Source organism: Sphaerimonospora mesophila, assembly GCF_001417795.1.
GTDB classification, from domain to species: Bacteria; Actinomycetota; Actinomycetes; order Streptosporangiales; family Streptosporangiaceae; genus Sphaerimonospora; species Sphaerimonospora mesophila.
This window is the reverse complement of record NZ_BCBX01000064.1, coordinates 1-20,115: the sequence shown is the minus strand read 5'-3', so window position 1 is coordinate 20,115 and position 20,115 is coordinate 1. Positions and strand designations below refer to the sequence as shown.

The 20,115-nt window shown below is 68.2% G+C and carries 21 protein-coding genes and 2 CRISPR repeat arrays; of the genes, 9 read left to right on the top strand and 12 right to left on the bottom strand.

Annotated features, from left to right (window positions below; all coding sequences use genetic code 11):
* Nucleotide 1: 1 nt before the first annotated feature.
* Together AP234_RS33135 and AP234_RS33130 are read left to right on the top strand one after the other, a co-directional pair.
* Complete coding sequence (locus AP234_RS33135; protein ID WP_055483714.1) at nucleotides 2-571, top strand: GNAT family N-acetyltransferase; 570 nt, start codon at nucleotides 2-4, stop codon at nucleotides 569-571.
* Between the two features lie 112 nt (nucleotides 572-683).
* Nucleotides 684-1,193 carry an NUDIX domain-containing protein gene (locus AP234_RS33130; protein ID WP_055483713.1) on the top strand — a complete coding sequence of 170 codons (510 nt, stop codon included), beginning with the start codon at nucleotides 684-686 and terminating at the stop codon, nucleotides 1,191-1,193.
* A gap of 171 nt (nucleotides 1,194-1,364) precedes the next feature.
* A CRISPR array of direct repeats spans nucleotides 1,365-1,759; the repeat unit is 29 nt; unit sequence GTCCTCCCCACGCCCGTGGGGGTGAGCCG.
* A gap of 189 nt (nucleotides 1,760-1,948) precedes the next feature.
* Here AP234_RS33130 and cas6e read toward each other — a convergent pair.
* Genes cas6e through cas3 form a run of 7 tightly spaced genes read right to left on the bottom strand, consistent with a single transcriptional unit; the run spans nucleotide 1,949 to nucleotide 9,717 of the window.
* Nucleotides 1,949-2,653 carry a type I-E CRISPR-associated protein Cas6/Cse3/CasE gene (gene cas6e, locus AP234_RS33125; RefSeq protein ID WP_055483712.1) on the bottom strand — a complete coding sequence of 235 codons (705 nt, stop codon included), beginning with the start codon at nucleotides 2,651-2,653 and terminating at the stop codon, nucleotides 1,949-1,951.
* Entirely contained in the window at nucleotides 2,628-3,395 is a 768-nt protein-coding gene (gene cas5e, locus AP234_RS33120) for a type I-E CRISPR-associated protein Cas5/CasD (protein ID WP_055483711.1), read from the bottom strand. Before cas5e ends, cas6e begins: the two co-directional genes overlap by 26 nt.
* Nucleotides 3,396-3,398: 3 nt before the next feature.
* Nucleotides 3,399-4,580 (bottom strand): type I-E CRISPR-associated protein Cas7/Cse4/CasC, encoded by a 1,182-nt coding sequence (gene cas7e, locus AP234_RS33115; protein ID WP_055483710.1) that lies wholly within the window; start codon nucleotides 4,578-4,580, stop codon nucleotides 3,399-3,401.
* Between the two features lie 22 nt (nucleotides 4,581-4,602).
* On the bottom strand, nucleotides 4,603-5,223 hold the full coding sequence (casB, locus tag AP234_RS33110) for a type I-E CRISPR-associated protein Cse2/CasB (RefSeq protein WP_200926837.1): 621 nt from the start codon (nucleotides 5,221-5,223) through the stop codon (nucleotides 4,603-4,605).
* Nucleotides 5,220-6,818, bottom strand: coding sequence for a type I-E CRISPR-associated protein Cse1/CasA (gene casA / locus AP234_RS33105; RefSeq protein WP_055483708.1), 1,599 nt, complete (start codon nucleotides 6,816-6,818; stop codon nucleotides 5,220-5,222). Before casA ends, casB begins: the two co-directional genes overlap by 4 nt.
* A gap of 2 nt (nucleotides 6,819-6,820) precedes the next feature.
* On the bottom strand, nucleotides 6,821-7,213 hold the full coding sequence (locus AP234_RS33100; protein ID WP_055483707.1) for a M23 family metallopeptidase: 393 nt from the start codon (nucleotides 7,211-7,213) through the stop codon (nucleotides 6,821-6,823).
* Nucleotides 7,210-9,717, bottom strand: coding sequence for a CRISPR-associated helicase Cas3' (gene cas3, locus AP234_RS33095; RefSeq protein WP_268778100.1), 2,508 nt, complete (start codon nucleotides 9,715-9,717; stop codon nucleotides 7,210-7,212). The genes AP234_RS33100 and cas3 overlap by 4 nt, the downstream gene beginning before the upstream one ends.
* 470 nt (nucleotides 9,718-10,187) lie before the next feature.
* Between cas3 and AP234_RS33090 the strand changes: the two genes are divergently transcribed.
* The 4 genes from AP234_RS33090 to AP234_RS33075 all read left to right on the top strand — a co-directional run bounded on the left by AP234_RS33090 (nucleotide 10,188) and on the right by AP234_RS33075 (nucleotide 12,693).
* The gene (locus AP234_RS33090) at nucleotides 10,188-10,415 is read left to right on the top strand and encodes a type I-E CRISPR-associated protein Cas6/Cse3/CasE (protein WP_055483705.1); all 228 of its coding nucleotides are present in this window, start codon (nucleotides 10,188-10,190) and stop codon (nucleotides 10,413-10,415) included.
* On the top strand, nucleotides 10,412-11,296 hold the full coding sequence (cas1e, locus tag AP234_RS33085) for a type I-E CRISPR-associated endonuclease Cas1e (protein WP_235558531.1): 885 nt from the start codon (nucleotides 10,412-10,414) through the stop codon (nucleotides 11,294-11,296). Before AP234_RS33090 ends, cas1e begins: the two co-directional genes overlap by 4 nt.
* A 108-nt stretch (nucleotides 11,297-11,404) precedes the next feature.
* Nucleotides 11,405-11,740, top strand: coding sequence for a type I-E CRISPR-associated endoribonuclease Cas2e (gene cas2e / locus AP234_RS33080; protein WP_055483704.1), 336 nt, complete (start codon nucleotides 11,405-11,407; stop codon nucleotides 11,738-11,740).
* A 13-nt stretch (nucleotides 11,741-11,753) separates the two neighbouring features.
* Nucleotides 11,754-12,025: a CRISPR direct-repeat array (repeat unit 29 nt; unit sequence GTCCTCCCCACGCCCGTGGGGGTGAGCCG).
* A gap of 89 nt (nucleotides 12,026-12,114) precedes the next feature.
* Nucleotides 12,115-12,693 carry a GNAT family N-acetyltransferase gene (locus AP234_RS33075; protein ID WP_055483703.1) on the top strand — a complete coding sequence of 193 codons (579 nt, stop codon included), beginning with the start codon at nucleotides 12,115-12,117 and terminating at the stop codon, nucleotides 12,691-12,693.
* 65 nt (nucleotides 12,694-12,758) lie between these two features.
* On the opposite strand, the gene AP234_RS33070 is transcribed toward AP234_RS33075, so the two are convergent.
* From AP234_RS33070 to AP234_RS37525, 3 genes are read right to left on the bottom strand one after another with little or no spacing between them, the layout of a single operon-like run.
* Nucleotides 12,759-13,640: a hypothetical protein gene (locus tag AP234_RS33070; protein ID WP_055483702.1), complete on the bottom strand. Its 882-nt coding sequence runs from the start codon at nucleotides 13,638-13,640 to the stop codon at nucleotides 12,759-12,761.
* Complete coding sequence (locus AP234_RS33065; protein ID WP_055483701.1) at nucleotides 13,630-15,267, bottom strand: relaxase/mobilization nuclease domain-containing protein; 1,638 nt, start codon at nucleotides 15,265-15,267, stop codon at nucleotides 13,630-13,632. The genes AP234_RS33070 and AP234_RS33065 overlap by 11 nt, the downstream gene beginning before the upstream one ends.
* Complete coding sequence (locus AP234_RS37525) at nucleotides 15,264-15,659, bottom strand: plasmid mobilization protein (RefSeq protein WP_160330534.1); 396 nt, start codon at nucleotides 15,657-15,659, stop codon at nucleotides 15,264-15,266. Before AP234_RS37525 ends, AP234_RS33065 begins: the two co-directional genes overlap by 4 nt.
* Nucleotides 15,660-15,757: 98 nt before the next feature.
* On the opposite strand from AP234_RS37525, the gene AP234_RS37520 reads away from it, so the two are divergent.
* Both AP234_RS37520 and AP234_RS33050 read left to right on the top strand, forming a co-directional pair.
* Nucleotides 15,758-16,027, top strand: coding sequence for a hypothetical protein (locus tag AP234_RS37520; protein ID WP_055483699.1), 270 nt, complete (start codon nucleotides 15,758-15,760; stop codon nucleotides 16,025-16,027).
* Nucleotides 16,020-16,451: a hypothetical protein gene (locus tag AP234_RS33050; protein WP_055483698.1), complete on the top strand. Its 432-nt coding sequence runs from the start codon at nucleotides 16,020-16,022 to the stop codon at nucleotides 16,449-16,451. Before AP234_RS37520 ends, AP234_RS33050 begins: the two co-directional genes overlap by 8 nt.
* Nucleotides 16,452-16,574: 123 nt before the next feature.
* Here AP234_RS33050 and AP234_RS33045 read toward each other — a convergent pair whose 3' ends face one another.
* Nucleotides 16,575-17,231, bottom strand: a complete 657-nt coding sequence (locus AP234_RS33045) for a response regulator transcription factor (protein ID WP_055483697.1) — start codon at nucleotides 17,229-17,231, stop codon at nucleotides 16,575-16,577.
* On the bottom strand, nucleotides 17,228-18,478 hold the full coding sequence (locus tag AP234_RS33040; protein ID WP_235558533.1) for a sensor histidine kinase: 1,251 nt from the start codon (nucleotides 18,476-18,478) through the stop codon (nucleotides 17,228-17,230). The genes AP234_RS33045 and AP234_RS33040 overlap by 4 nt, the downstream gene beginning before the upstream one ends.
* On the opposite strand from AP234_RS33040, the gene AP234_RS33035 reads away from it, so the two are divergent.
* Nucleotides 18,477-19,967, top strand: a complete 1,491-nt coding sequence (locus AP234_RS33035) for a hypothetical protein (protein WP_055483695.1) — start codon at nucleotides 18,477-18,479, stop codon at nucleotides 19,965-19,967. The two genes, AP234_RS33040 and AP234_RS33035, sit on opposite strands and share 2 nt — an antisense overlap.
* Nucleotides 19,968-20,115: the final 148 nt, after the last annotated feature.

Here is a 20,115-nt window from a genome sequence, read left to right as displayed (position 1 = left end):
CATGGCCGTACCCGACACGATCACCTTCGACCACTATGACGCCACCGGTGCTCGCGCCCGGCGTGACGTCGTCTCGCTGATCCACCGCGACGCCTACGCCGAACGCATCGCCACCGGCGAGACCTTCGCCGGCGACGAGGCGTTCATGACCCGCTTCGACGCCTACATCAGGCGAGACGGCTTCGACCTGGTCATCGCCTACGACGGGGACGAGCCGGTCGGCCAGGCCTGGGGCTGGCCCCTCACGCCGGACACCCGGTGGTGGGACGGGCTGGAAGCCGAACCGGAGCCGGGCTTCGCCGTCGAAGACGGCCGGCGCACCTTCGCCCTCTCCGAGATCATGGTCCGGCGGGCGTGGACCGGCAAGGGAATCGCCCGCGCGCTGCACGACCAGCTCCTCGCCGACCGTCCAGAAAAGCGGGCCACCCTCCTGGTGCGGCCGGACAACACCACCGCGTACGCCGCCTACACCCGATGGGGCTGGCGCCCGGTCGCCCGCCTCCGCCCAGGCTGGCCCGCCGCGCCCTGGATGGACGTACTGATGCTCCCTCTGGGTAGCCCCCAGACGTAGCGGCGCGGCAGACCGGGACGGCGCCCGGATGCGACCGTCGAGAGATGCAGATCGGGAACGCGCTTTGCCGGCTTCGGCGGGGATGCCCGGGACCGGCGGTTACCGTCGTCCTATGGCCAAGCCGCCTCTGCCTCCTGCTGAGTACTATGCCCGGCTGCCCCACCACCTGGTCGGCGCAGGCGTCGTACTCCGTGACGGCGACGGCCGGGTGCTGCTGGTCCAGCCCACCTACCGCTCCGATACCTGGGAGATACCCGGCGGTGCCCTCGAACACGGTGAATACCCCTGGGAGGCCGCCGTCCGCGAGGTGAGAGAGGAGATCGGCCTGACCCTTCACCCGGGCAGGCTGCTGGCCGTCGACGTCCTCCCCGCGCAAAGCGACGGACAGCCCCCGCTGGTCAACTTCGTGTTCGACGGCGGCGTCCTGAGCCCGGCCGAGGCAACCGCCGTCCGACTCTGCGACGAGGAGCTGTCGGCCGTAGCCTGGTCCACTCGCCAGGAGCAGACCGCCCGACTGGCCCCTCACATGGCACGCCGTATCGACGCCTGCCTGCAGGCCGCCGAAACAGGCCACACCGCCTACCTGCAGTACGGCTACGCACCCGAAGACGGTCGCGAATAACACCAGCGCCCCGTCCCGCCCGATCGGTGATCCGGCATTCACTATCGGGTCGGTCAGGGGCGGCGTCGGTGCCCAGCGGCTATATTTGATCAGGTGTATAGCCCCGCCCAACCGCCACATTCCTCGCTTCAAAAAGTACAAGTGAGATTGTGAACCCGCAGGTCGGGAAGTGTCCTCCCCACGCCCGTGGGGGTGAGCCGCTGCCCCGAGTCGCGGACATCGAACATCTCGCGTCCTCCCCACGCCCGTGGGGGTGAGCCGGTGGACGCTCCACCATCGCCACACGGAAAACAGTCCTCCCCACGCCCGTGGGGGTGAGTCGCGCGGCTACATCTTCGCGGCCCGATCGGCCTCGTCCTCCCCACCTCCGTGGGGGTGAGCCGGGCGTCTTCCTTGATCGCATGTCCGGCACTGTGTCCTCCCCACGCCCGTGGGGGTGAGCCGGTTTCTCGGTCGGCAGCCTGGACGCGACCCAGGTCCTCCCCACGCCCGTGGGGGTGAGTCGGAGTGGACCGTCGCGGTGACTCCGGCGGTGCTGTCCTCCCCACGCCCGTGGGGGTGAGCCGCGCGGCTACATCTTCGCGGCCCGATCGGCCTCGTCCTCCCCACCTCCGTGGGGGTAGCCGCCCAAGCGGGAAGCAGTCGGAGGAGCACAAAACGTCCTCCCTACGACCGGTTCCGGTCTGGTCAGGGCGGCTCGCCCCAGCAAGATTGCCCGGTTAGGGGCTATTCCGTTACAAGGTGTGGACCTTGCTTCATCTCTGGACTGGAGCGAGGCTGAGCAAGCCGCAGCCGTAGGCCTTGCCCCGACCGATGCCGTCTCTAACGGCTGAGGCGAAGAGATCTGGCTCGGTGACGATCAAATGGCCGTCGTAGCGGACGCGATCGACGCTGACTTTCTGTGCCTCATCTCCGAGGTAGCTCTTGCCCTGCATCCGGAAAGCCGGAGAAGGGGCTATGTCGGGTCGGCCGTTTCTGCCCATTGGGATGACGAAGCCATTGCGTTCCCCCTGACGGATCAGCCAGTCGATCTGAGCCTCAGGGTTGCGGTGAACGACACGGCGTGGCTGATCCCGCTTTCCCTGCTCGGCTCGCTTGCTCTGCTGCTTCTCGTCGCGCTTGACGGCCCTTGTGGGGTTGGCCACCAGGCGAAACGCGAAGCGGTGGCCACCCGTAATGGCGTCGAAGAGAGGCTGCAGGTCCCGCACCTGGTGCGGCTCGGTGAGGTAGTGCTTCGGTAGGCCAGACCAGTCGGGCTCGACGCGGCTTTGCACATACAGCAGGTATCCCTGCTGACTCTGATCGAGCCTCCAGAGCACGCCGTGCTGTTGTCGTGGTGGCTGCTCACCGTCCACTTGTGGGAATGCCGCCATCACCGTGCGGTGCATCTGGTGTACGTCGGCGTAGTCGCGGCGGAACTCCCGCGAGGTCACGTCAATCTTGAGCTTGCTCAGGAACACCCGAGTCTCCTGCCGAAATCATTTCCTCGGTAAGTGCGACGTATCCGGACAGTACGGAGCGGGTCGTGAAGCGCCGATCGTGCCGGACGAGGGAGATGGGTTGGTCGTGTCTCGGTTCGGCTCCGGGGGCGGTTGCGTCACATTCGATCATCGTGCGCAGCTCGATGGTCTCGCCGCGCTCCAGATCGGCAAGCGCCCGATCGTGTGCCTTGGGGTGTGTTTCCAGCCAGGGGTGCTCACGCAGAACCGTGTCGAGAGGCGTTTCCTGAAGACCTTCACCGGTGCGTGGTTCTCCGGGGCGGCCGGTGCGGGTCAGCGGGCGGGCCGGTACGAAGGGCTTGCGTCCGAAGCACAAGGGCCAGTGTGGATGTTGCACGGCCGCGGCGGTTTTGGTGAGCGTGGCCTCGTCCCCTTCGAGCACGACGAGGAACAGTGCATCGGCCAGGTAATACCGTTCGCTGACCACGGTACGGTGGCCTGTCCCGGCCGTGGTGGGGACGTTCTGTGCCGTGTGGTAGTCCCGCTCCAGGATGCCTTCGCGATCCACCCGTACGGCCATGCGCAAGCTCGCCAGCCGGCGCAGTTCCTTCTCGTCGTCGCGAGGGATCCCGAGGGCGGCGCCGAGCAGACCCACCATGCCTGACTTGGTGGGTTCTCTGGTGGTCTCGCGCATGGTGAAGCGGGATCGGATGCCCCAGGACTGCATGGGTGCGTCGAGGCAGAGTGCCAGGGAGAAGGTCATCGATCAGGCCTCGATGGAAGCCAGGACCCGGCTGCCGAACTCCTCCAGGGTCGCGGCCCGCTCGGCTTCGTCGATGCCGGGAAGCGTGCCGGTGACCGAGGCGGCTGTCACGGACATGTCCTTGCCTCCGTAGAAGCTGCGCAACTGCCCCAGGTGCTCGATCAGCCGCTGGGTGGACAGGTCCATGAGGTCGGAGCCGGTGACTGGTCGGAGGAAGGCGTTGGCCAGGTTCCAGGCTCCCGTCTCGCGGCTGACCCCGATCAAGGTGTCCGGCATGGTCCGGGCAGCCATGGAGTTCTGCTTGCCGGTGGGGACGGCGTGGATGAGGGCGTACAGCCATGCCCGTGCCGTACGCATGGTCAGGTCGACGTCCCTGTCGAGGTTTTTGGTCAGCTGATGCAAGTCGAGGTTGGCGTACCTGTAGTAGCAGGCGCTGTTGAAGTCGACGGTGCCGATCATGTCGGCTCCGGATTCGTCTTGCGGTTTGAGGTCGTCGACGGCGGTGTAGTAGTCGAACTCGTTGACGACGGCGTGGGTGGACAGGGCGTGGGCCACCTGGGAGGCGGCTTCAACGTTGAAGTCCTTGTTGTCGGCGATCATTCGTCCGAACAGTGCGATGTCGGCGACCTTCTGGGCGTCCAGGATCCTCTGTGCCTCTGCCAGTGTCTCCTTGTCCGGCTTGATCTTCTTGCTCTTGGCGGCGCTCTCCGGTTCGTCGGAGTCCCCGGTCTTCTTCTTGGCTGCCGCCTTCTTCGCCTCCGCTGCCTTCGCTGCGGCCGCCTTCTCGAGCCGGTCCCACTGGCGATCGCAGAAGTCGGCCAGCAGTTCACTCGCCTTTGGGCCGACGAACAGGAGGTATTGAGTGAGCCTGGTGCCGGCGTCGACGCCGAAACCGAGCGCCTCCAGTCCTGCGCCCACTACCACCTGGCTGTGCTCGGCATCGCGGCCGCGTTGGTCGACAAGCAGCCTGGCGGCGTTGTCCAGGAGTCGCTTGGTGCGCACGCCGGTCTCGTCGGTGCTGAGCCCGTACTGGTTGAACAGCTGCCGGGCTGCTCGCTTCAGACTCTGGCTGGAGATCCGCCCGCGGGTGACCCCGCCGAAGGTGGCCGTCTTGGGCTGTCCGATGTCGTCACGGTTGAGGTTGCTGACCGGAAACGACTGCAGCAGGTGAAGCTCGATGATCATTAGTTCTCCTACAGGGGAATGGTCAGGTGGCCGGGGCGGCGGGGACGTCCGCCGGGGTTTCACGGGTCTGACGGTGGAAGTCTCGGGCCCATGACAGCCGTACGCGATGGGCACGCTCCAGGTCGTGGTGCTCGCTCATCAGGGTCACCACGTCATTGAGCAGCCGGTCATAGTCGAGCGGAATGTTTTCGGTGTGCAGGAGTTGCACGGCCTGCCTGAGGTAGTGCGGCAGGGCCGTGTGGTCGACGCCCAGCAGCTGAAGAAATCTGCGTTCCGCGGAGCTTCGGCGTTCGACGAGCCGCCTCATGGACACGCCGATGGAGGGGGATGGCCGGCGTTGTGCACCTGATGGGTCGGGCGTCCTTCGCGGCCGGGGCTGGGGATGCAGCGCGAACAGACCGGCCACGAGCAACCATGCCTGTTGCTCGTCGACCGGAGGGTCGTAGGGAAAGACCACCGCGTACGCGTCCGCCTCCTGGCGGCCGCCGGTGAGAGAACGGCGCAGCAGGGCCAGTTCACGTCGGGCCTCGGCGGTCTGATGCTGCCGCCCGGACTCGAGCTTGGCGTGCAATCCGTACAGGTGGTTGATGAATCGACGGCGCCGTTGGCGGATCTCCTCCATGGAGGACGCCTGGGGGATCAAGAAGAAACCTCCTCTTCGACGTAGTTCATGGCTTTCGCGACGAACACTTCCGTAAGGTGGTGCAGCATGCCGGTGAACCTGCCGAACTGCTTGCCGGCTTCGGATAGGTTGCGTCCCTTACGGGGGGATCCATAGGCCCAGCGGTCCGCGACGGCGGTGGCCGCCTTCCGCACGGCCCGCGCCCAGTCCTGGATCGCATCCGTTTCCGGTTGCCCGTTGCGGCGTACCTCCGCCAGCTTGCGGAGGAACTCGTCGAAGGGCTGCGGCAGCTGCGCCCAGTACGGAAGGTCGATGCCCACGCCCGGCTCCGCTTGCATCGCCGTGCAGAAGTCACGATCCATGTCGCGAAGGGCGCCACCGGCCTGATCGGCGAGATCGACGGCATGGCCGATGATGGGACCCACCGGCGCATGACGTGCGCGCAGCAGCGCGACCGGCGCGGAGACGGCCTCTTCCGCCCACGACTCCACCACCGCGCCTTTGGATCCGAGCTGCTGTCCGAAGACCCGGATCGTGTAGACGGTCTCCTCCGGGATGGTCCCGCTGTCTACGAGGTGCGCGATATGGCCCAGCGCTCGGGGGCGGCGTCGCGTGTCCTCATCGCCGGCCAGGAGGAACGCTTCCGTATGTCGCCAGATGCCACGGCGCCCATCCAGGCGCACCGCACGGAAATCCTCCCGCTTCTTCTTCTGCCTGGCCTTGCGGGGCGGCCGACGAAAGGCGGCCAGCAGCTCGATGTCCACCAGGTCACCGCGTAAGCGCGTACCCGGGGTGATGACGACCCTGTCGACGACTACACCAGCGCCATCGTCGTACGGGAGCAGAAGCACTCGTCGTGAGGGCCAGGTGAGCAGGTCGGTCCATCCGAGCGGGGACCGCTCATCCGGCTCTGGATTTGGAGGCTCGTTCATTTCCCACAGCGGCCGATCTTCGGGAGAAGTGGGCTCCGGCTGCTCGTACTCGGGCTTGTAGATCGGCATGTTGAGGAGCAGGGTCTCGTGGAGCGACGCCCCTTCGACCAGCACCATGCCAAACAGGTTCGCGGGGGCACGCTCCGACGACTTGACCTTTTTGTAGGGGGTCTTCAGGCCGCCCGGGTCGTAGGCGTGCACCGTCATCAGCCATCGCGCGGCTTCCGCGGGCTCAAGGGCGACTCGATCACGTGCGGTGGTGTGATCGAACAGGGTGGCGTTGTTGCCGACGGCACGGCTGGGCACGAGCTTGGCCGCGCCCGTCGGCTTACCGGTCGCCAACGCCGGGCACTGCAGGAACGGCCGCTCGGGATCGAAGAGATCGAAACGCCCGGGGTGCTGGGACAGGTAGGAATCCAGCGGTTCCTGAGCGAACTTCCCGTCCCACAACTCGACCCACGCCCTGCTGTCGGCGGGGCCGTAGGCGCGGTGCGCGAAGGCAAGCACCAGGCGGTAGAGCGCGGCGGTCACCGTGGGTGTCTCGGCCGACAGCCGCCGGATGTCCCGCGCCTCCAGCAGTAGTTGCCTCAGTCCCAGGCAGTCGGGGGAGCCATCCACGCGCTCGACCGGCAGCCACCGCTCCCCGACGAGATCGAAGGTCGCGTTCGCCTTCCCTTTGTCCAATGTCATTCGCGTGTATCCGTTCTGGACAGCTCATCGACGAGGAGTCCGAGACGTGGGCTGTAACGCATCCGGAAGGAGCCCAGGGCTGCGCGGCCCCCGCGAAAGGTCAGCACGCGGTGCGCACGCAGCCAAGGCGTCTGTGCGAAAAGCACCGGGATCGGCAACTCGTTGATGGCCTCGACGATCTCGTAGGGCACCTCGGAGGGTGCGGTCAGGCGCACGCTGGAGTCGAGCAGCTGGGCGACCAATTCAGGTGGAGGGGGCGTACTGGCATCGAGATCGACAGCGATGTCCCCCTCGACCGGGATGAGTTCCCCATTAGCCGGGTTCTGGCGGAGGAGTACCACCGTGACCGTCTCCTCAATGCTCTCCGAGAATTCGTGGGGGTCGGTCATGACGGGCGTCCCTCCCTACGGGTCTGACGGGGGCTTTCTGCCCGTCTGGTCATGTCCGTGAGCGGCATATCCCGGCGAGGCCAGGGCAGATAGATCACCCGAGCGTCGAATCTCTGATGGGCTCGCGACTTCTCCAGCTTCCGCGCCGCCCCGTCGAGGTCCATCCAGCCCGGCGGGCAGGTCACCGGCTGCGGGCCGTACACCTTCTCGATCAGCTCGGACACGTCGCCGGGTGAGTGGATCTCCGCACGATTCCGCAGCAGAGCCCAGGTACGCCACATGACCGCTTTCGGGTAGATGCTTCCGGTATATGGGGGGAGCTTCGGCCCTTTGTCCGTCTCCTCGACCCCGGTGATGGCCAACGTGAGCTTCGCCATGTGGGCGGGGCGAAGATGCGCGTCTCCATGACGGTGCACGCGGCCCATGCGCTGGATGAGACAGTCGATCGGAGCGAGATCACTGACCAGCAGATCGAAGTCCAGATCAAGGCTGGACTCCAGCACCTGCGTGCCCACCACGATGGCCCGAGATGGCCGGGTGGCGCCGCCTCGTTGCTCCTCACACGTAGGAGGGCCGAAGGCGAGACGAAGTTCGTTTTCGACCTCTGATCGCGCCTTCGCCGAAAGCTGGCCAGTGACGACGTACACCTGCGGCCGTTCCTCTTCAGGAAGTCGTCTGACGGCCTCCTCTAAGGCCTCCTGCGTCTTCGCGACCCGTCTCACCAGGTTGTGAATCACAGCGACACAACCGCCGAGCCGTACCTGCTCCAGCAACCAGCCGACCAACTCCTCATCGGAAACCTTGAGCAGGGTCATACGCCGATCGGCGTTGAGGTCGCTCACGGCAGTCGAGACCGTTTCGCTCGTCTCGGCGGTGGCGTAAGTGATGCGGGGATAACCGACCGTGATGTCGAGGGCAAGGGGCATCACGTCGTGCCCGAGAAGCCCCGACCGCCACCTGCGGACGAGATCCGCACGCCGGTGGGCCGGCAGCGTGGCTGATAGAAGGATCACCGACACGCCGAGGAAACCCAGCCACTGCAGGACCCGGTCCAGCATCGTGGACATGTACGGGTCGTAGGCGTGCACCTCGTCGATGACGACGACCTTGCCGGACAGGCCGGTCATCCTGACGAAGACATGCCTCGATCGGATCCCCGCCATCAGCACCTGGTCCACCGTGCCGACCGCGATCGGCGCCAGCAGCCCCTTCTTGCGGGTGAACCAATCGCGAGCGTCCACCGCTACTGCCGGGTCGCCGCCCTCATCCACGGCGCTGGGCTGAAGCACCTCGTCCTCCTGCGCCCGCACCTGCTGAGCGACGAGGAAGTCATCGGCACCGCTGTGCAGCAGCCTCACCGCGAGTTCAGGCTGGTGTCTGCTGATGAAGTCACTGAGCTCGCGGTAGGCCTGATTACTGGTTGCCCTGGTCGGGGTGGCGAAGTACAGCCCCGCGCCGGGACCAGGGGTATGGCGGGAACGTGCCAAACGAGCCCCCGCCTGCAGTGCGGCCTTCGTCTTCCCCTCCCCTGTCGGAGCCTCCACCACCAGCATCAGCGGACCGTCGAGCTCGTAGGTGAGCTGTTCGACATCCAGCTGCATCTGGCGCGGCTCCTCACCAAAAAGGTTCTTGTACCGTGCCTCCTCCGGAGGCTCCCAGGAAATCCAACCGAGCCGGCTCACAGCTTCACGGGCCCGCTCCGCCGCGCGCTGAACATAGGCGGCAAGGTCAACGTCGGCGCCCGCGTAGGGGAAGTTTCTCTCATCGGAGGCGATCCAGTCGGAGACCGAGGTCAGTCCCGACAGGACCACCAGCAAGTCGATCTCGATGTGTAACTGCGCCCATGCCGTCTCCGGCGGCCTCGGCAGGTTCCGCAACTGCAGAATGTTCTCCGCGAATTTGACGCACCAGACCTTCCAGAGGTCGCCCCCGTGGTCACGGACGCCGCTTCGAGCCTGCCGTAGGGTCTCGCTTCTCAGGAAGAAGCCATGGTGCCCACCGATGGCATTCGCCAGATCTTGAGCAGTGCGAAGGTCGGCTCCCCACGCCCTGAGCATCGGTTCGACCCGCACTGCCGTCAGGACTCCGTGCGGAGTGTCGATGCGTCCTACACGTTTGTAATCCGGCATCCGCCGGATCGCGCCGGCTGCGGGCTCCCCCATCAGCCGTACCGCCGCGTCGGCTCTCAGCGCTTGGAAGGCCGGCGACAACTTCCCGAGATCATGAAGACCACACAAGAACGCCACCCACGCACGCGCCTCACCGAGCAGTGTGAACGCCGCCACAAACTTCGATCGGAGCCGGGGGCTTATCAGCTTGTCGAACAACAACTCTGCCACCGCCATGGTGTCGATGGCGTGACAGATAAGGGGATGCGGAAGGTCACCGCCACCCAATTTGCCCCACGGCGATCTAAGGTCAATTTCATCTCTCAAGTCACACCATCCATCGCTGGCGAGGAGGAAAGGTAAACCGAGGCAGAGATAGCTCTGGCGGAGTGGCACCCCCACTTGGTCGTGGGGAGTTTCGGCCAACGTTCAGCACGTACTGGCACACCCCCATGGATGGGGACTTCTCACGAAGGTCACCACCACGTCCCAGTCAAATGGCCGACCGCAAACAGGGTGACCCACCAGGCATATCGCCCTAAATGTCGCAAAGTATCACGTAAGTCTTCTTCATCAAGCTCTATCCTGATCTTCAATCCCTCCTCCTTACCTCACCCCCTTCCTTGGACAGGAAATGTACGAGCTGATCGGTGTTTTACGGCGGCCGGTTAACGATATATGTCCACAAATGAGGAACCAGAGCACAACTAGACCTCCCGTTTCAGGAATGGAGAGCATTTAAAACATGCCCAAAAATGTCATTTTGCACTAGGGGGCATCGCCGCCAACCCCTCCAAGCGGCTCAGCAAGAACGCGGGCCCCGACGCGGGGAGAATCCAGGCGCTCCTCGGAGCGGCCGCCGAGCAATGATGGGCTCGGCGAGCAACCGGCAACGGCTGACGGTGCTGACCGTCTCCGCGCAGTCCCAACGCGATATCCGTACCAAGGACGGCATCCGACTTGCCGTCGTTCGCTTCGACGGAATCGCCACCGTCACCGACGCTGGCCTCGCCCGCCAGGCCGTACTCGAGGGCATCGGACGTGGCAAGTCCTACGGCTGTGGCCTGCTCAGCCTTGCGCCGGCGGGAAGATGACGACCGCGGCACGCCGCAAACTGGCGGCCCCCACGCTGGCGATGCTGCCGCGGATCGCGGACTCGCTGTCATTCCTCTACGCCGAAGCCGTCCGCATCGTCGTGCAGGACGACACCGGCGTGTGCGCGCAGGTCGAATCCTCCCGGGGCGTCGACCGCGTGTACATCCCCACCGCCGCCCTGGCATGTGTTCTGCTGGGACCGGGCACGTCCATCACCCAGCCGGCCATGGCGACCTTCGCCCGGCACGGCACCTCCCTGGTCTGCGTGGGCGCAGGGGGCGTACGCAGCTACGCGGGGATCCTGACGACCTCACTGACGACGCGGTGGCTGGAAAAGCAGGCCCGCGCCTGGGCATCTGACGAGACCCGCCTGCAGGTGGCGATCAGGATGTACGAGATGCGATTCGGTACGTCCTCCGCACCGGCCAGGGTCACCCTCGCACAGTTGAGGGGTCTGGAAGAACAGCGAGTCAAGGCCTTCTACCGGCTGCTCGCGACCAAGTACGGCATCAAGCGGTTCAAGCGCAACTACGACCCCGACGCCTGGGACGATCAAGATCCCGTCAACAAGGCCCTATCGGCCTGCATGTACGGCGTCGTCCACGCCGCGGTATTGGCCCTGGGCTGCTCCCCCGCCCTGGGATTCGTACACAGCGGAACCCAGATGGGATTCGTCTACGACGTCGCCGACCTGTACAAGGCGCGCGTGACGATCCCGCTCGCGTTCTCCCTGCACGCGTCCACGGATCCCGAACGCGAAGCCCGGCGACGACTGCGTGAAGACTTCCGCGTTCAAGCTCATGCCGCAGATCATCACCGACATTCAAGCCCTGCTCGACCCGTCCGACGACGAAGATCCCGCCGCCGATCGGAGTCCTGATCTGGTGCACCTGTGGGATCCACAGGCCGGCCCGCTGCCCGCCGGCGTCAACTACGGGTTCGAGGCCACGTCGTACGACGCCACCGACCTGGTGAACCTGGAGTAGCGATGGCGTCAATGGTGGTCATCTCCACGACGGCGATCCCCGACCATGTCGGTGGGGCGCTGTCCCGCTGGCTCATCGAACCCACACCCGGCCTGTATGTCGGCACGGTGTCCGCCCGCGTTCGCGACGAACTCTGGTCGGCGGTCAGCGCCAGCGTCGGCGACGGGGTAGCCGTCTTGATCCATCCGGCCGATACCGAGCAAGGGTTCGCCATGCGTACGGCCGGGCAGCGCCGTCGTCATGTGATCGATTTCGATGGCCTACAGTTGATCAGATTCGTGGCGAACGCCGTCGACGCGACCTCTGCCTCAGAAACTGCAAGTGAGATTGTGAACTAGCAGGTCAGGAAGTGTCCTCCCCACGCCCGTGGGGGTGAGCCATTTTGGACCAGGTCAACGCGGTCGCGGACGGTGTCCTCCCCACGCCCGTGGGGGTGAGCCGCGCATCGGCAGCGCCTTGGAGCGCTTGATCTCGTCCTCCCCACGCCCGTGGGGGTGAGCCGCTTGACAGTAGCGGGTTGCGGTTGCCGGGGGGTCCTCCCCACGCCCGTGGGGGTGAGCCGATCGGGACGCCCGTGCCCTGGCACTCCTGCACGTCCTCCCCACGCCCGTGGAGGTGAGCCGCAGCGGCCCGGGACCTGCAACGAGAGATCGAGTTCTTCGGCCAGGCGCCTGCAGCGGCGGCGCTGCCCCGAGGCCGTTAGTCTCACCGCATGTACCCGGTCACGCTCACCTCCCCAACCGTCAGCCTGCGTGAGTTCGAGGCCTCTGACGACGTGGACGCCGTACTGGCCATCTACGGCGACCCATGTGTCACCGAGCATCTGAGCTTCGAGCCCCGCGACCGGGCCCAGGTAGAAGCCACCCTCGCGAGCGTGACCAAGGCCGCCGGGGACGAACCGCGGACCGAGTACTCCCTGGCCGCGGTCCGCCCTACCGGAGAGCTCATCGCCTTCGCCCGCCTGGCCGTCGACACCCAGCATCCCGGCCAGAGCAGCGGGCAGATCGGTTTCGCGCTCTGTGCCGACCAGTGGGGGCAGGGACTCGGTACCCAGGTGGTGGAACTCCTGCTTCGGCTCGGCTTCGGCGAACTCGGCCTGCACCGCATCTGGGGTGCGCGCAGCCCCGACAACCACGCCTCCGGTCGACTGATGCGAAAGCTCGGCATGGTCGAGGAAGGCCGGATCCGCGACCATCTCCTCGTCCGAGGCCGATGGCGGGACTCCATCATCCACTCGATCCTCGAAGACGAATGGCGGCCAAGCCTCTCCCCCTCTCCACCTGATCGGTAGGACAGCTGCACGGCAAGCGCCTGGTCGCAACGCGTGTCTCCCCCGGGCGACGCTCTCCGGCTGCCTTACGAGTTGGTGCGGGTCGCCGCGCTCGAGGTGAGTTCGCGTGGTCGGGGAATGGGTGGGGCCTCATCGGTCGCCGCCGTGGCAGTGGATGTGGCCTTCACGACCTGGTCAATCGTGTGGGGGTGGTCGAGAGCGGCCAGGGCGACGGCCGTACGGGCCCGCTCGGCCACGGCCACGTCGATGGCCTGCGACGGCAGGTTGGTACGGCTCTCCAGTGCCGAGCGCAGTTCCTCGACGTGCGGTGAGGCGCCGCCGGGGCAGGCTTCCATCTCGTCCAGCAGTTCCCGTGCCCGCTGCTCGGCGGCGCGCTCCCACCGCGAGCGCTCCCAGTCCTCGCGGAACGGGCCGTGTTCGAAGCGGTCGAACACGGCCTCGTGCCCCTCGCCGACGGTCACAGCGGGACGGCGCGGGGCAGGGTCGCGGGCGTCGCGGGAGAACGACGCGGCGGCTTCGCGCATCGCCTCCAACCGCCCCAGCCCGTCCGCGCGGAGCTGGTCGTAGTGCGCCATCGCGTGCGGGTGCAGCGTGCGGAGTCGTTCCTCGCATTTGCGTACGGCCGCCTCGGCGGTGGGGTCGTCGTCCGCGTGCGGGACGGCCGCGCTCCAGATCCTGCCGACGTCGAGCAGGTCGGCATCGCCGAGCCAGTGTGCGTCATGGGCGGGAGCCCAGCGTGCCCGGGCGGCTTGCCGTACGGCGTGCGCCTGCTGCTCCAGCGCCCGTTTGGCCGCAAGGTCGCGGGCCTGTGCGATCTCGGCCCGGCGTCGCTGCACGTCGACTGCGACTTGGGCGGCGACCGTGAGCAGCGAGGTCAGCTGGGCCGTACGGCCTGCGGCACGCCCCAGCGCCTCGCGAATCGGGTCGCCGTAGTGTTCACCATCCATGACGGGGCTCCCTGATGCCGGCGGCGGGCTGCCCTGGCGGGTCCTGGCGCAGCCGTACGGGCGGAGCCTGACCGGGGGGCGTTGCCGACACCGTGACCTGGGTGAGCAACTGGTCCGCGGCCTGGCGGGCGGCATCCGCCTGGGCGGCCTGCTGCTGCGCCCGGCGCAGGTCGGCGACCGAGTCGACGAGACAGGCCAGCGCACCGGCCAACGCCACGCCGGTGAGTGTCGTGTCCCGGCCGCCGGCGACACCGGCGAGCGCCAGCAGCCGGGCGGCGGCGCGTAGCCGTACGCCCTCGGGCGAGGGCGGCGGGGTCCGCCCGTAAGGGTCGCGTGCGGCCCGCTCATACTCCTCGGCCGCCCTCGCCAGAACCGGGTTGCCGAGCACGGTGGCGGCGACGCGCAGAACGTCCGCCGCGGCCCACGCGGCATCGGCGGCCGATGCCGGATCCTGCGTGATTCTGGCTGCCGCGGCGGATGCCGCCTGGGCGGCCTCGCCGTACAGTGCCTCCCGCTCGGCTTGGGTCCATCCCCGGTCGCCGGCGGCCCATCGCTGCCTGAGGCGGGGCAGGGTGAGCCAGCCGGCCAGACGTCCTCCGCCGTACCAGACCTGCTCGGCCGGCGGGGTCATGCCGGGCAGGCTGACGGCGTACCCGGTGACCTGGCCGGGGTTGACCTCGCTGTGACGCAGCCGTACCAGCACGCCGCCGGCGGCCAGGCGATGGAAGAAGTCTTCCTCGCCGTGCGCCTCGCGGGCGGCGGCCGCGACCTTTTGGCGAAGCTCGTCCCGGGGCGTACGACGCCAGCGGGCGCACAGCTTGGGCCAGGTCAGGTCGGCGGCCAGCTTTCCGCCCCCGTACCAGACCAGGGCCCCGGCGGTGGTTCGGTGGTGGTCGAGCGCGACCGCGTACCCGACGACCTGCCCGTCGTCTCCCCTGCGCAGCCTGACCTGCACGCCCGCCTGTGCCAGCCTGCGCAGGAAGTCCTCGGGTGAGGCAGCGGCGGCGGCAGCCGCACCGACCCTGCGGCGCAGACCCTCGCGCGGGACCTCTTCCCAGCCGCGCCGACCGGCCTGCTCGTGCTCGCCGCGGGTGGGCCGCCGGGCCGCCGTACGGTCCCCGGGAGCGGTACGGCGCAGCCCGAGCTCGACCTCCATCGCCCGGCAGGCCTCCCGTACGCGGTAGAAGTCGTTGGAGATGCCGGGCCTGCCGCCGTCCTGGCGGGCGAGGGTCGCGACGATGTGGATGTGGTTGTCGCCGTGGTGGACGGCCACCCAGCGCACCGCCTCGGTCTCCTGGCCATGCGACGCGAGCCCGGTCCGGTGCATGATCTCGCGCGCGACGCGGGCCCATTCGGCGTCGGTCAGCTCCCGGTCCTGCGGGGCGGCGCGGGCGATGCAGTGCCAGACGCGCTCGGCCTCGCCGATGGCCACCGGCGGCTGCCGCAGCAGGGCGGCGAGCCGGGCCAGGTCGGGTTTTCCGTTCGGCCGCAGGGGTGGCTCGAGTTCGGCCGGATCCCGCCATCCGGCGACCAGGCGCGGGTTGACGTGTTCGTTGGCCCTGCCCGGGCCGTACAGGTAGGCGAGCAGCCCGGCCACGCGGCCGCCACGCCGCACCTTGCCGATCATGGGAGCTTCCGCAGTACGGCACCGGCCGCCTCGTCGAGCCGGGCGACGAGCCGCATGCAGGCCGCCGCGTAAAGGCGCAGGGTCAGCGGCTCCTCCCCCGTCGAGTGCAGCGCCGCCACCGTCTGGTTGAGGTTCACCCCGATGCGCCGGACCTGCTCGCTCGCCCGCATCAGCTCCCGCAGCGCCTCCCGCAACGGGGCGATCTGCGGGCCGGCCTCTCCCCGGGCGGCGGCCAGGGCGGCGTTCGCCGCGTACGCACCACGCGACAGTCCCTCGCGGACGGCGGCATCCTCCAGCTCGGCGTACTCGCCGTCGTCGAGCCGGAACTGCACCACATGGCGCCGCTTCACGCCCCGCCGCCTGCGACGCCGCCCCTGCCCGTCCCCGTCCATCGCATCGAACGCTGGCCGTACGGCATTGTCCCCGATGTGACCACGGCCGAGGTCGTTTCCGTCGGATCCCGGCCCCGAAGCTGAGTATGATTCGGGGTATGAGCGGAGATCGGAAGGCGCGGATCACCATCACCGTGGACCCCGACGTCCTGGAATACGCCGAGCATCTGGTCGCCGCGGGCAAGGCCACCAGCGTGGCCGCCGTCTTCAACGACGCGATCGCGGAAAAGCGCATCACCGACCAGCGTGCGCTGGCCCTGCTGCGCGAACGCGCCCGGCAGGCCGACCCGGCGCGGGTGGCCCGCATGATGCGGCATGTGAACCGCCAGCTCGCCGAGCGCGGTTTCCCGGCGGCCTCCGGTGAGTGACTTCACCCCCACGCCGTACATTCTCGACACCAGCATCCTGGCCGACGTCGCCCGTGGGGACGCCGACCTGATCGGCCTGCTGCAGGACTTCGACCGGGCGGGCCAGCCGCTCATCATCCCCACGCTGGCGGCCACCGGCGCGCTCCTCGACGGCCGCGGAGCACCCGAAGCGCAGGCGCTGCTCGCGGGCCTGGCCGCGTTCGAGCATGCCATCGTCGCCCCGCTGGACGGCATCGCCCAGGCCGCCAAGCTCGTCGACACGATGGCCGCCACCGGGCTCGACGTCCACGACGCGCACGCCGCCGCCATCGCGGATGTGTCGATCTGCCCGATCCTCACCCTGCGCCTCGAGAAATGGCGGCAGCCATCCCACGCCATGGACAACCCGCTGCACGTCATTGAGATCGCCGACCCCGACCAGTAGGCAGCGGCAAAGGACGGACCGTCCATACGGCGGGCGGAAGTCCTGTCACCGCCGCACTGTGATGGCATATCCCATCGGTTTGCCGCCGACCCTGACCTGCAGAGTTGCCTAGAGGTGCAAGGCTCAGGCGAGCCGGTAACCCACGCCGGGCATCGTCGTGATGACCGGTGGTTCGCCAAGCTTGCGGCGCAGCCGCCCGATCGTCACGGTCACCGTGTTGGTGAACGGGTCCGCGTTCTCGTCCCAGACCCGCTCCAGCAGAGCCTCCGTGCTGAGGAATCCGGGACTCGCCCGCATCAGCGCCTGCAGCAGGGCGAACTCCTTCACCGAAAGGTTCAGTTGCCGGCCGTCGCGCACTACGGCCCGGCGTACGGGATCCAGCTCGATCCCGGCGACGCGCAAGGTCCGGGGGTGTGCGTCCGGCTTGCGGCGGGCCAGCGCCTGGATGCGCAGGATCAGCTCCGGGAAGTGGAACGGCTTGGCGAGGTAGTCGTCCGCTCCGAGTGTCAGACCGGCGACGCGGTCGCCGGGTGTCCCGGCCGCCGTCAGCATCAGCACCATCGGGCGGTCCAGGCGCTCGGTGATCATCTGGCACAGCGAGTCGCCGTGCAGGCCGGGCAGGTCGCGATCCAGGACCACCACGTCGTACGCCGTGAGGTCGAGCTTGGCGGCGGCGGTGAGCCCGTCGTGCGCGAGGTCGACGGCCATCCCCTGATCGCGCAGGCCCTCGGCGACGACCTCGGCGAGCGATCGCGCGTCTTCGACGACCAGGATCCTCATGCCCGCGCCTCGGCTGGGACGGGGACGGACGGCAGCGTGATCGAGACTCGCAGGCCACCCTGCGACCGCGCGAATAGTTCGAGCCGTCCGCCGTGAGCCGCCGCGATCGCCGCCACGATGGACAGTCCGAGGCCGGAGCCGTTCTCGGACCCGGTGCGATCCGCGCCCAGCCGCTCGAAGGGCTGCGCGAGCCGGTCCACGTCCCGCTGATCGAGGACGCCTCCGCCGGTCTGCACGACGAGCCGGACCTCGGCGCCCGCCCGGAAGGTCTCGACGCTGATCCAGCTGTCCTCCTCGTTGTGCGTGACGGCGTTGTCGAGCACGTTCTCCACCATCCGAGCGAGCAAGGCGGCATCGCCTCGGGTGCTCATGCCGGGCCGCAGATCCTCGGTCACGCTCAGCCGTTTCGCCGCGATCCCGGCGGTGAGGTCAGTCACCGCCTGCGCGACCAACTGGGCCAGATCGACGTCAGCGGCATCGGTCAGCGCGCTGTGCTGCGCCTGGGCCAGCATGAGAAAGCCGTCGAGCAGCTGATCCACTCGATCCAGCTGCGTACGCAGCCGGTCGCCCAGGGTAAGCGTCTGCTGCGCCACATCGGATTTGGCCACCGCGACGTCCAGTGACGCCCGCATGGTCGCCAACGGGGTCCGCAGCTCGTGCGAGGCGTTGGCGACGAACCGGCGCTGGGCGGCGAACGACGCTTCCAGCCGCCCCAACAGGCCGTCGATAGTGTCGGCAAGGTCCTTCACCTCGTCCGCCGGGCCGCTGATGCTCAGCCGCTGGTCCAGGTTGTCGGCGGAGATGCGCCGGGTCGCCGCGGTGATCACTCGCAATGGGCGCAGCGTCCGGTGGGCGAGCGCCCGGCCGACCAACAAAGAGACGACCGTCAGCACCATCAGCGCGAGCAGGGAGCCGATCAGCAACTGCCGGGAGTGCTGCGCGTTCACCTCGGCCAGTTGCTCCTGCAGATGGCGACTGCGCTGGTATACCTCGTCCAGGCTGCCCTCAGTCAGCGGTTGCCGGCCGACGGGGAGGCTGGATCTTCCCCCTGCGGCCAGCAGGAAGGTGAGAGCCAGCAACCCGATTCCGGACATGAGGAACACTCCGGCATACAAGATCGCGAACCGGAGTCCCACAGTCCCCTTGCGCAGCCCGATCATGCCTCCAGCATGCCCGGCCTGGCCTAACAACAGGATGACAGGCGCGGTTCGGGCCACGTTAGGCCCGCGCCCGTAGAACGACGGCATGCGCACCAGAGAACTCCTTCACCGGGAATGGACGGCCTTCCGCCGCCCCGGCCGGCTGATCGCCCTGGCCGCGGCGGCCCTCACCGTGATCGCCACCGGCCTGCTCTACGCCTTCGGCAGCCACGCGTCCTGCGACGGGCCCTGCCCGACCGATCCGACCGCCGCCGACGGCTCGATCGTCATCGACCACTTCTGGTTCCTCCACCGCGACCTCGGCCCGGGCGGCTCCATCACCGTGCGGATGACCTCGATGACCGGCACGATCACCTACCCACCGCCCGACCATGACCGGATCGTCTCCGGTTTGGTGCCGTGGGCGAAGGCCGGGATCATCATCAAGGACGGCGTCCGGCCGGGATCCTCCTACGCGGCGCTCATGATGACCGGCGGCCACGGCGTGCGGATGCAGTACGACTACCGGCACGACATCGCCGGGAGCGCGGGCGGCCTCTCGCTGCGCTCCCCGCGCTGGCTGCGCCTGACGCGGTCCGGCGACACCATCACCGGTTCGGAGTCCGCCGACGGTCGGCGCTGGCATACCGTCGGGACGGTGACGCTGGCCGGTCTCCCGGAGACGGTGCAGGCCGGGCTGTTCACCGCCTCCCCCGGCGACCTCACGCTGCGGAAGACCGGACTCGGCGGAGCCACCGAGGAGGTCCGCTTCACACAGGCAACGGGGGTCTTCGATCACGTCACCGTGGAAGGCGCGTCCACCGGCGCGTGGCGCAGCGAGGCCGTCGGCGGCGAGATGAACCACACTGACTGGGAGAAGCACCACAACGCCTCCGGCGCGGTCGAGAAGGACGGCGTCATCACCGTGAGCGGGACCGGTGACATCGGCCCGGGCGGGGGCGAGGGAGCCGTCACCGTCGAGAGGACCCTGTCCGGTCTGGTGATCGCGCTGATCATCGTCCTCGTCCTGGCCGCCCGATTCGGTACCCGGTCGGACACACCGGCATCTCGTCGAATACTGGTCGCCCGGGCCGTGATGGTCGGTGCCGCGACCTTCGTGACCGGGCTCGCCGCCGTTGGCGTGGTCTTGCCGGCCGGCGTCGCGATCCTGAGCGGCAACCGTGTACCCGTGCAGCCGGTCTCCCTGCTGACCGGCGCTCGGGTCGTCATCGGGGTCGCGGCGGTGCTCGCACTCTGCGGTGTCCTGGCGTACGGGCTCGGCGTCCTGTTGCGGCGCGGCTGGACGGCGATCCTCCTCGCGCTGACGCTCGTCGCCATGCCCTACGCGGTGACCGCGTTGCCGCTACTACCCGACGTCGTGTCGCAGTGGCTGCTGAGGCTTACCCCGGCGGCGGGCTTCGCCGTCCAGCAGACGGCAGTGGAGTATCCGCAGGTGGTCGCCCATTATGCGCCGTCCGCCGGGTACTTCCCGCTCCCCGGCTGGGCTGGATTCGCCGTGCTGTGCGCGTACACGCTGACGGTGGTGTGGCCGACCGCGAGCCGCACGCCGGCTGACCAGCCCGCGGACTGGCGATAGCGCGCGCCGCTATCGTGATGCCCAGCCCTCAGCAGGCGCGAGCCGTACCGCGGCCCAACCTGCCATCCGTTGCACGACCGCGCCCGGTCGTACGGCTCCCGCCTCCGGGAGCCGCATAAGCACGACTTACACATATCTTGCTTCCGCG

What these genes read in the sequence shown, in the direction of transcription:
- cas5e (WP_055483711.1), bottom strand. Translation starts at nt 3,395, where the DNA reads ATGACCTTCTCCCTGGCACTCTGCCTCGACGCACCCATGCAGTCCTGG.
- AP234_RS33065 (WP_055483701.1), bottom strand. Translation starts at nt 15,267, where the DNA reads ATGATCGGCAAGGTGCGGCGTGGCGGCCGCGTGGCCGGGCTGCTCGCC.
- AP234_RS33040 (WP_235558533.1), bottom strand. Translation starts at nt 18,478, where the DNA reads ATGCCGTCGTTCTACGGGCGCGGGCCTAACGTGGCCCGAACCGCGCCT.
- AP234_RS33045 (WP_055483697.1), bottom strand. Translation starts at nt 17,231, where the DNA reads ATGAGGATCCTGGTCGTCGAAGACGCGCGATCGCTCGCCGAGGTCGTC.
- AP234_RS33130 (WP_055483713.1), top strand. Translation starts at nt 684, where the DNA reads ATGGCCAAGCCGCCTCTGCCTCCTGCTGAGTACTATGCCCGGCTGCCC.
- AP234_RS33090 (WP_055483705.1), top strand. Translation starts at nt 10,188, where the DNA reads ATGATGGGCTCGGCGAGCAACCGGCAACGGCTGACGGTGCTGACCGTC.
- cas7e (WP_055483710.1), bottom strand. Translation starts at nt 4,580, where the DNA reads ATGATCATCGAGCTTCACCTGCTGCAGTCGTTTCCGGTCAGCAACCTC.
- AP234_RS33100 (WP_055483707.1), bottom strand. Translation starts at nt 7,213, where the DNA reads ATGACCGACCCCCACGAATTCTCGGAGAGCATTGAGGAGACGGTCACG.
- AP234_RS33135 (WP_055483714.1), top strand. Translation starts at nt 2, where the DNA reads ATGGCCGTACCCGACACGATCACCTTCGACCACTATGACGCCACCGGT.
- AP234_RS33070 (WP_055483702.1), bottom strand. Translation starts at nt 13,640, where the DNA reads ATGGATGGTGAACACTACGGCGACCCGATTCGCGAGGCGCTGGGGCGT.
- AP234_RS37520 (WP_055483699.1), top strand. Translation starts at nt 15,758, where the DNA reads ATGAGCGGAGATCGGAAGGCGCGGATCACCATCACCGTGGACCCCGAC.
- AP234_RS37525 (WP_160330534.1), bottom strand. Translation starts at nt 15,659, where the DNA reads ATGGACGGGGACGGGCAGGGGCGGCGTCGCAGGCGGCGGGGCGTGAAG.
- AP234_RS33035 (WP_055483695.1), top strand. Translation starts at nt 18,477, where the DNA reads ATGCGCACCAGAGAACTCCTTCACCGGGAATGGACGGCCTTCCGCCGC.
- AP234_RS33075 (WP_055483703.1), top strand. Translation starts at nt 12,115, where the DNA reads ATGTACCCGGTCACGCTCACCTCCCCAACCGTCAGCCTGCGTGAGTTC.
- cas2e (WP_055483704.1), top strand. Translation starts at nt 11,405, where the DNA reads ATGGCGTCAATGGTGGTCATCTCCACGACGGCGATCCCCGACCATGTC.
- cas1e (WP_235558531.1), top strand. Translation starts at nt 10,412, where the DNA reads ATGACGACCGCGGCACGCCGCAAACTGGCGGCCCCCACGCTGGCGATG.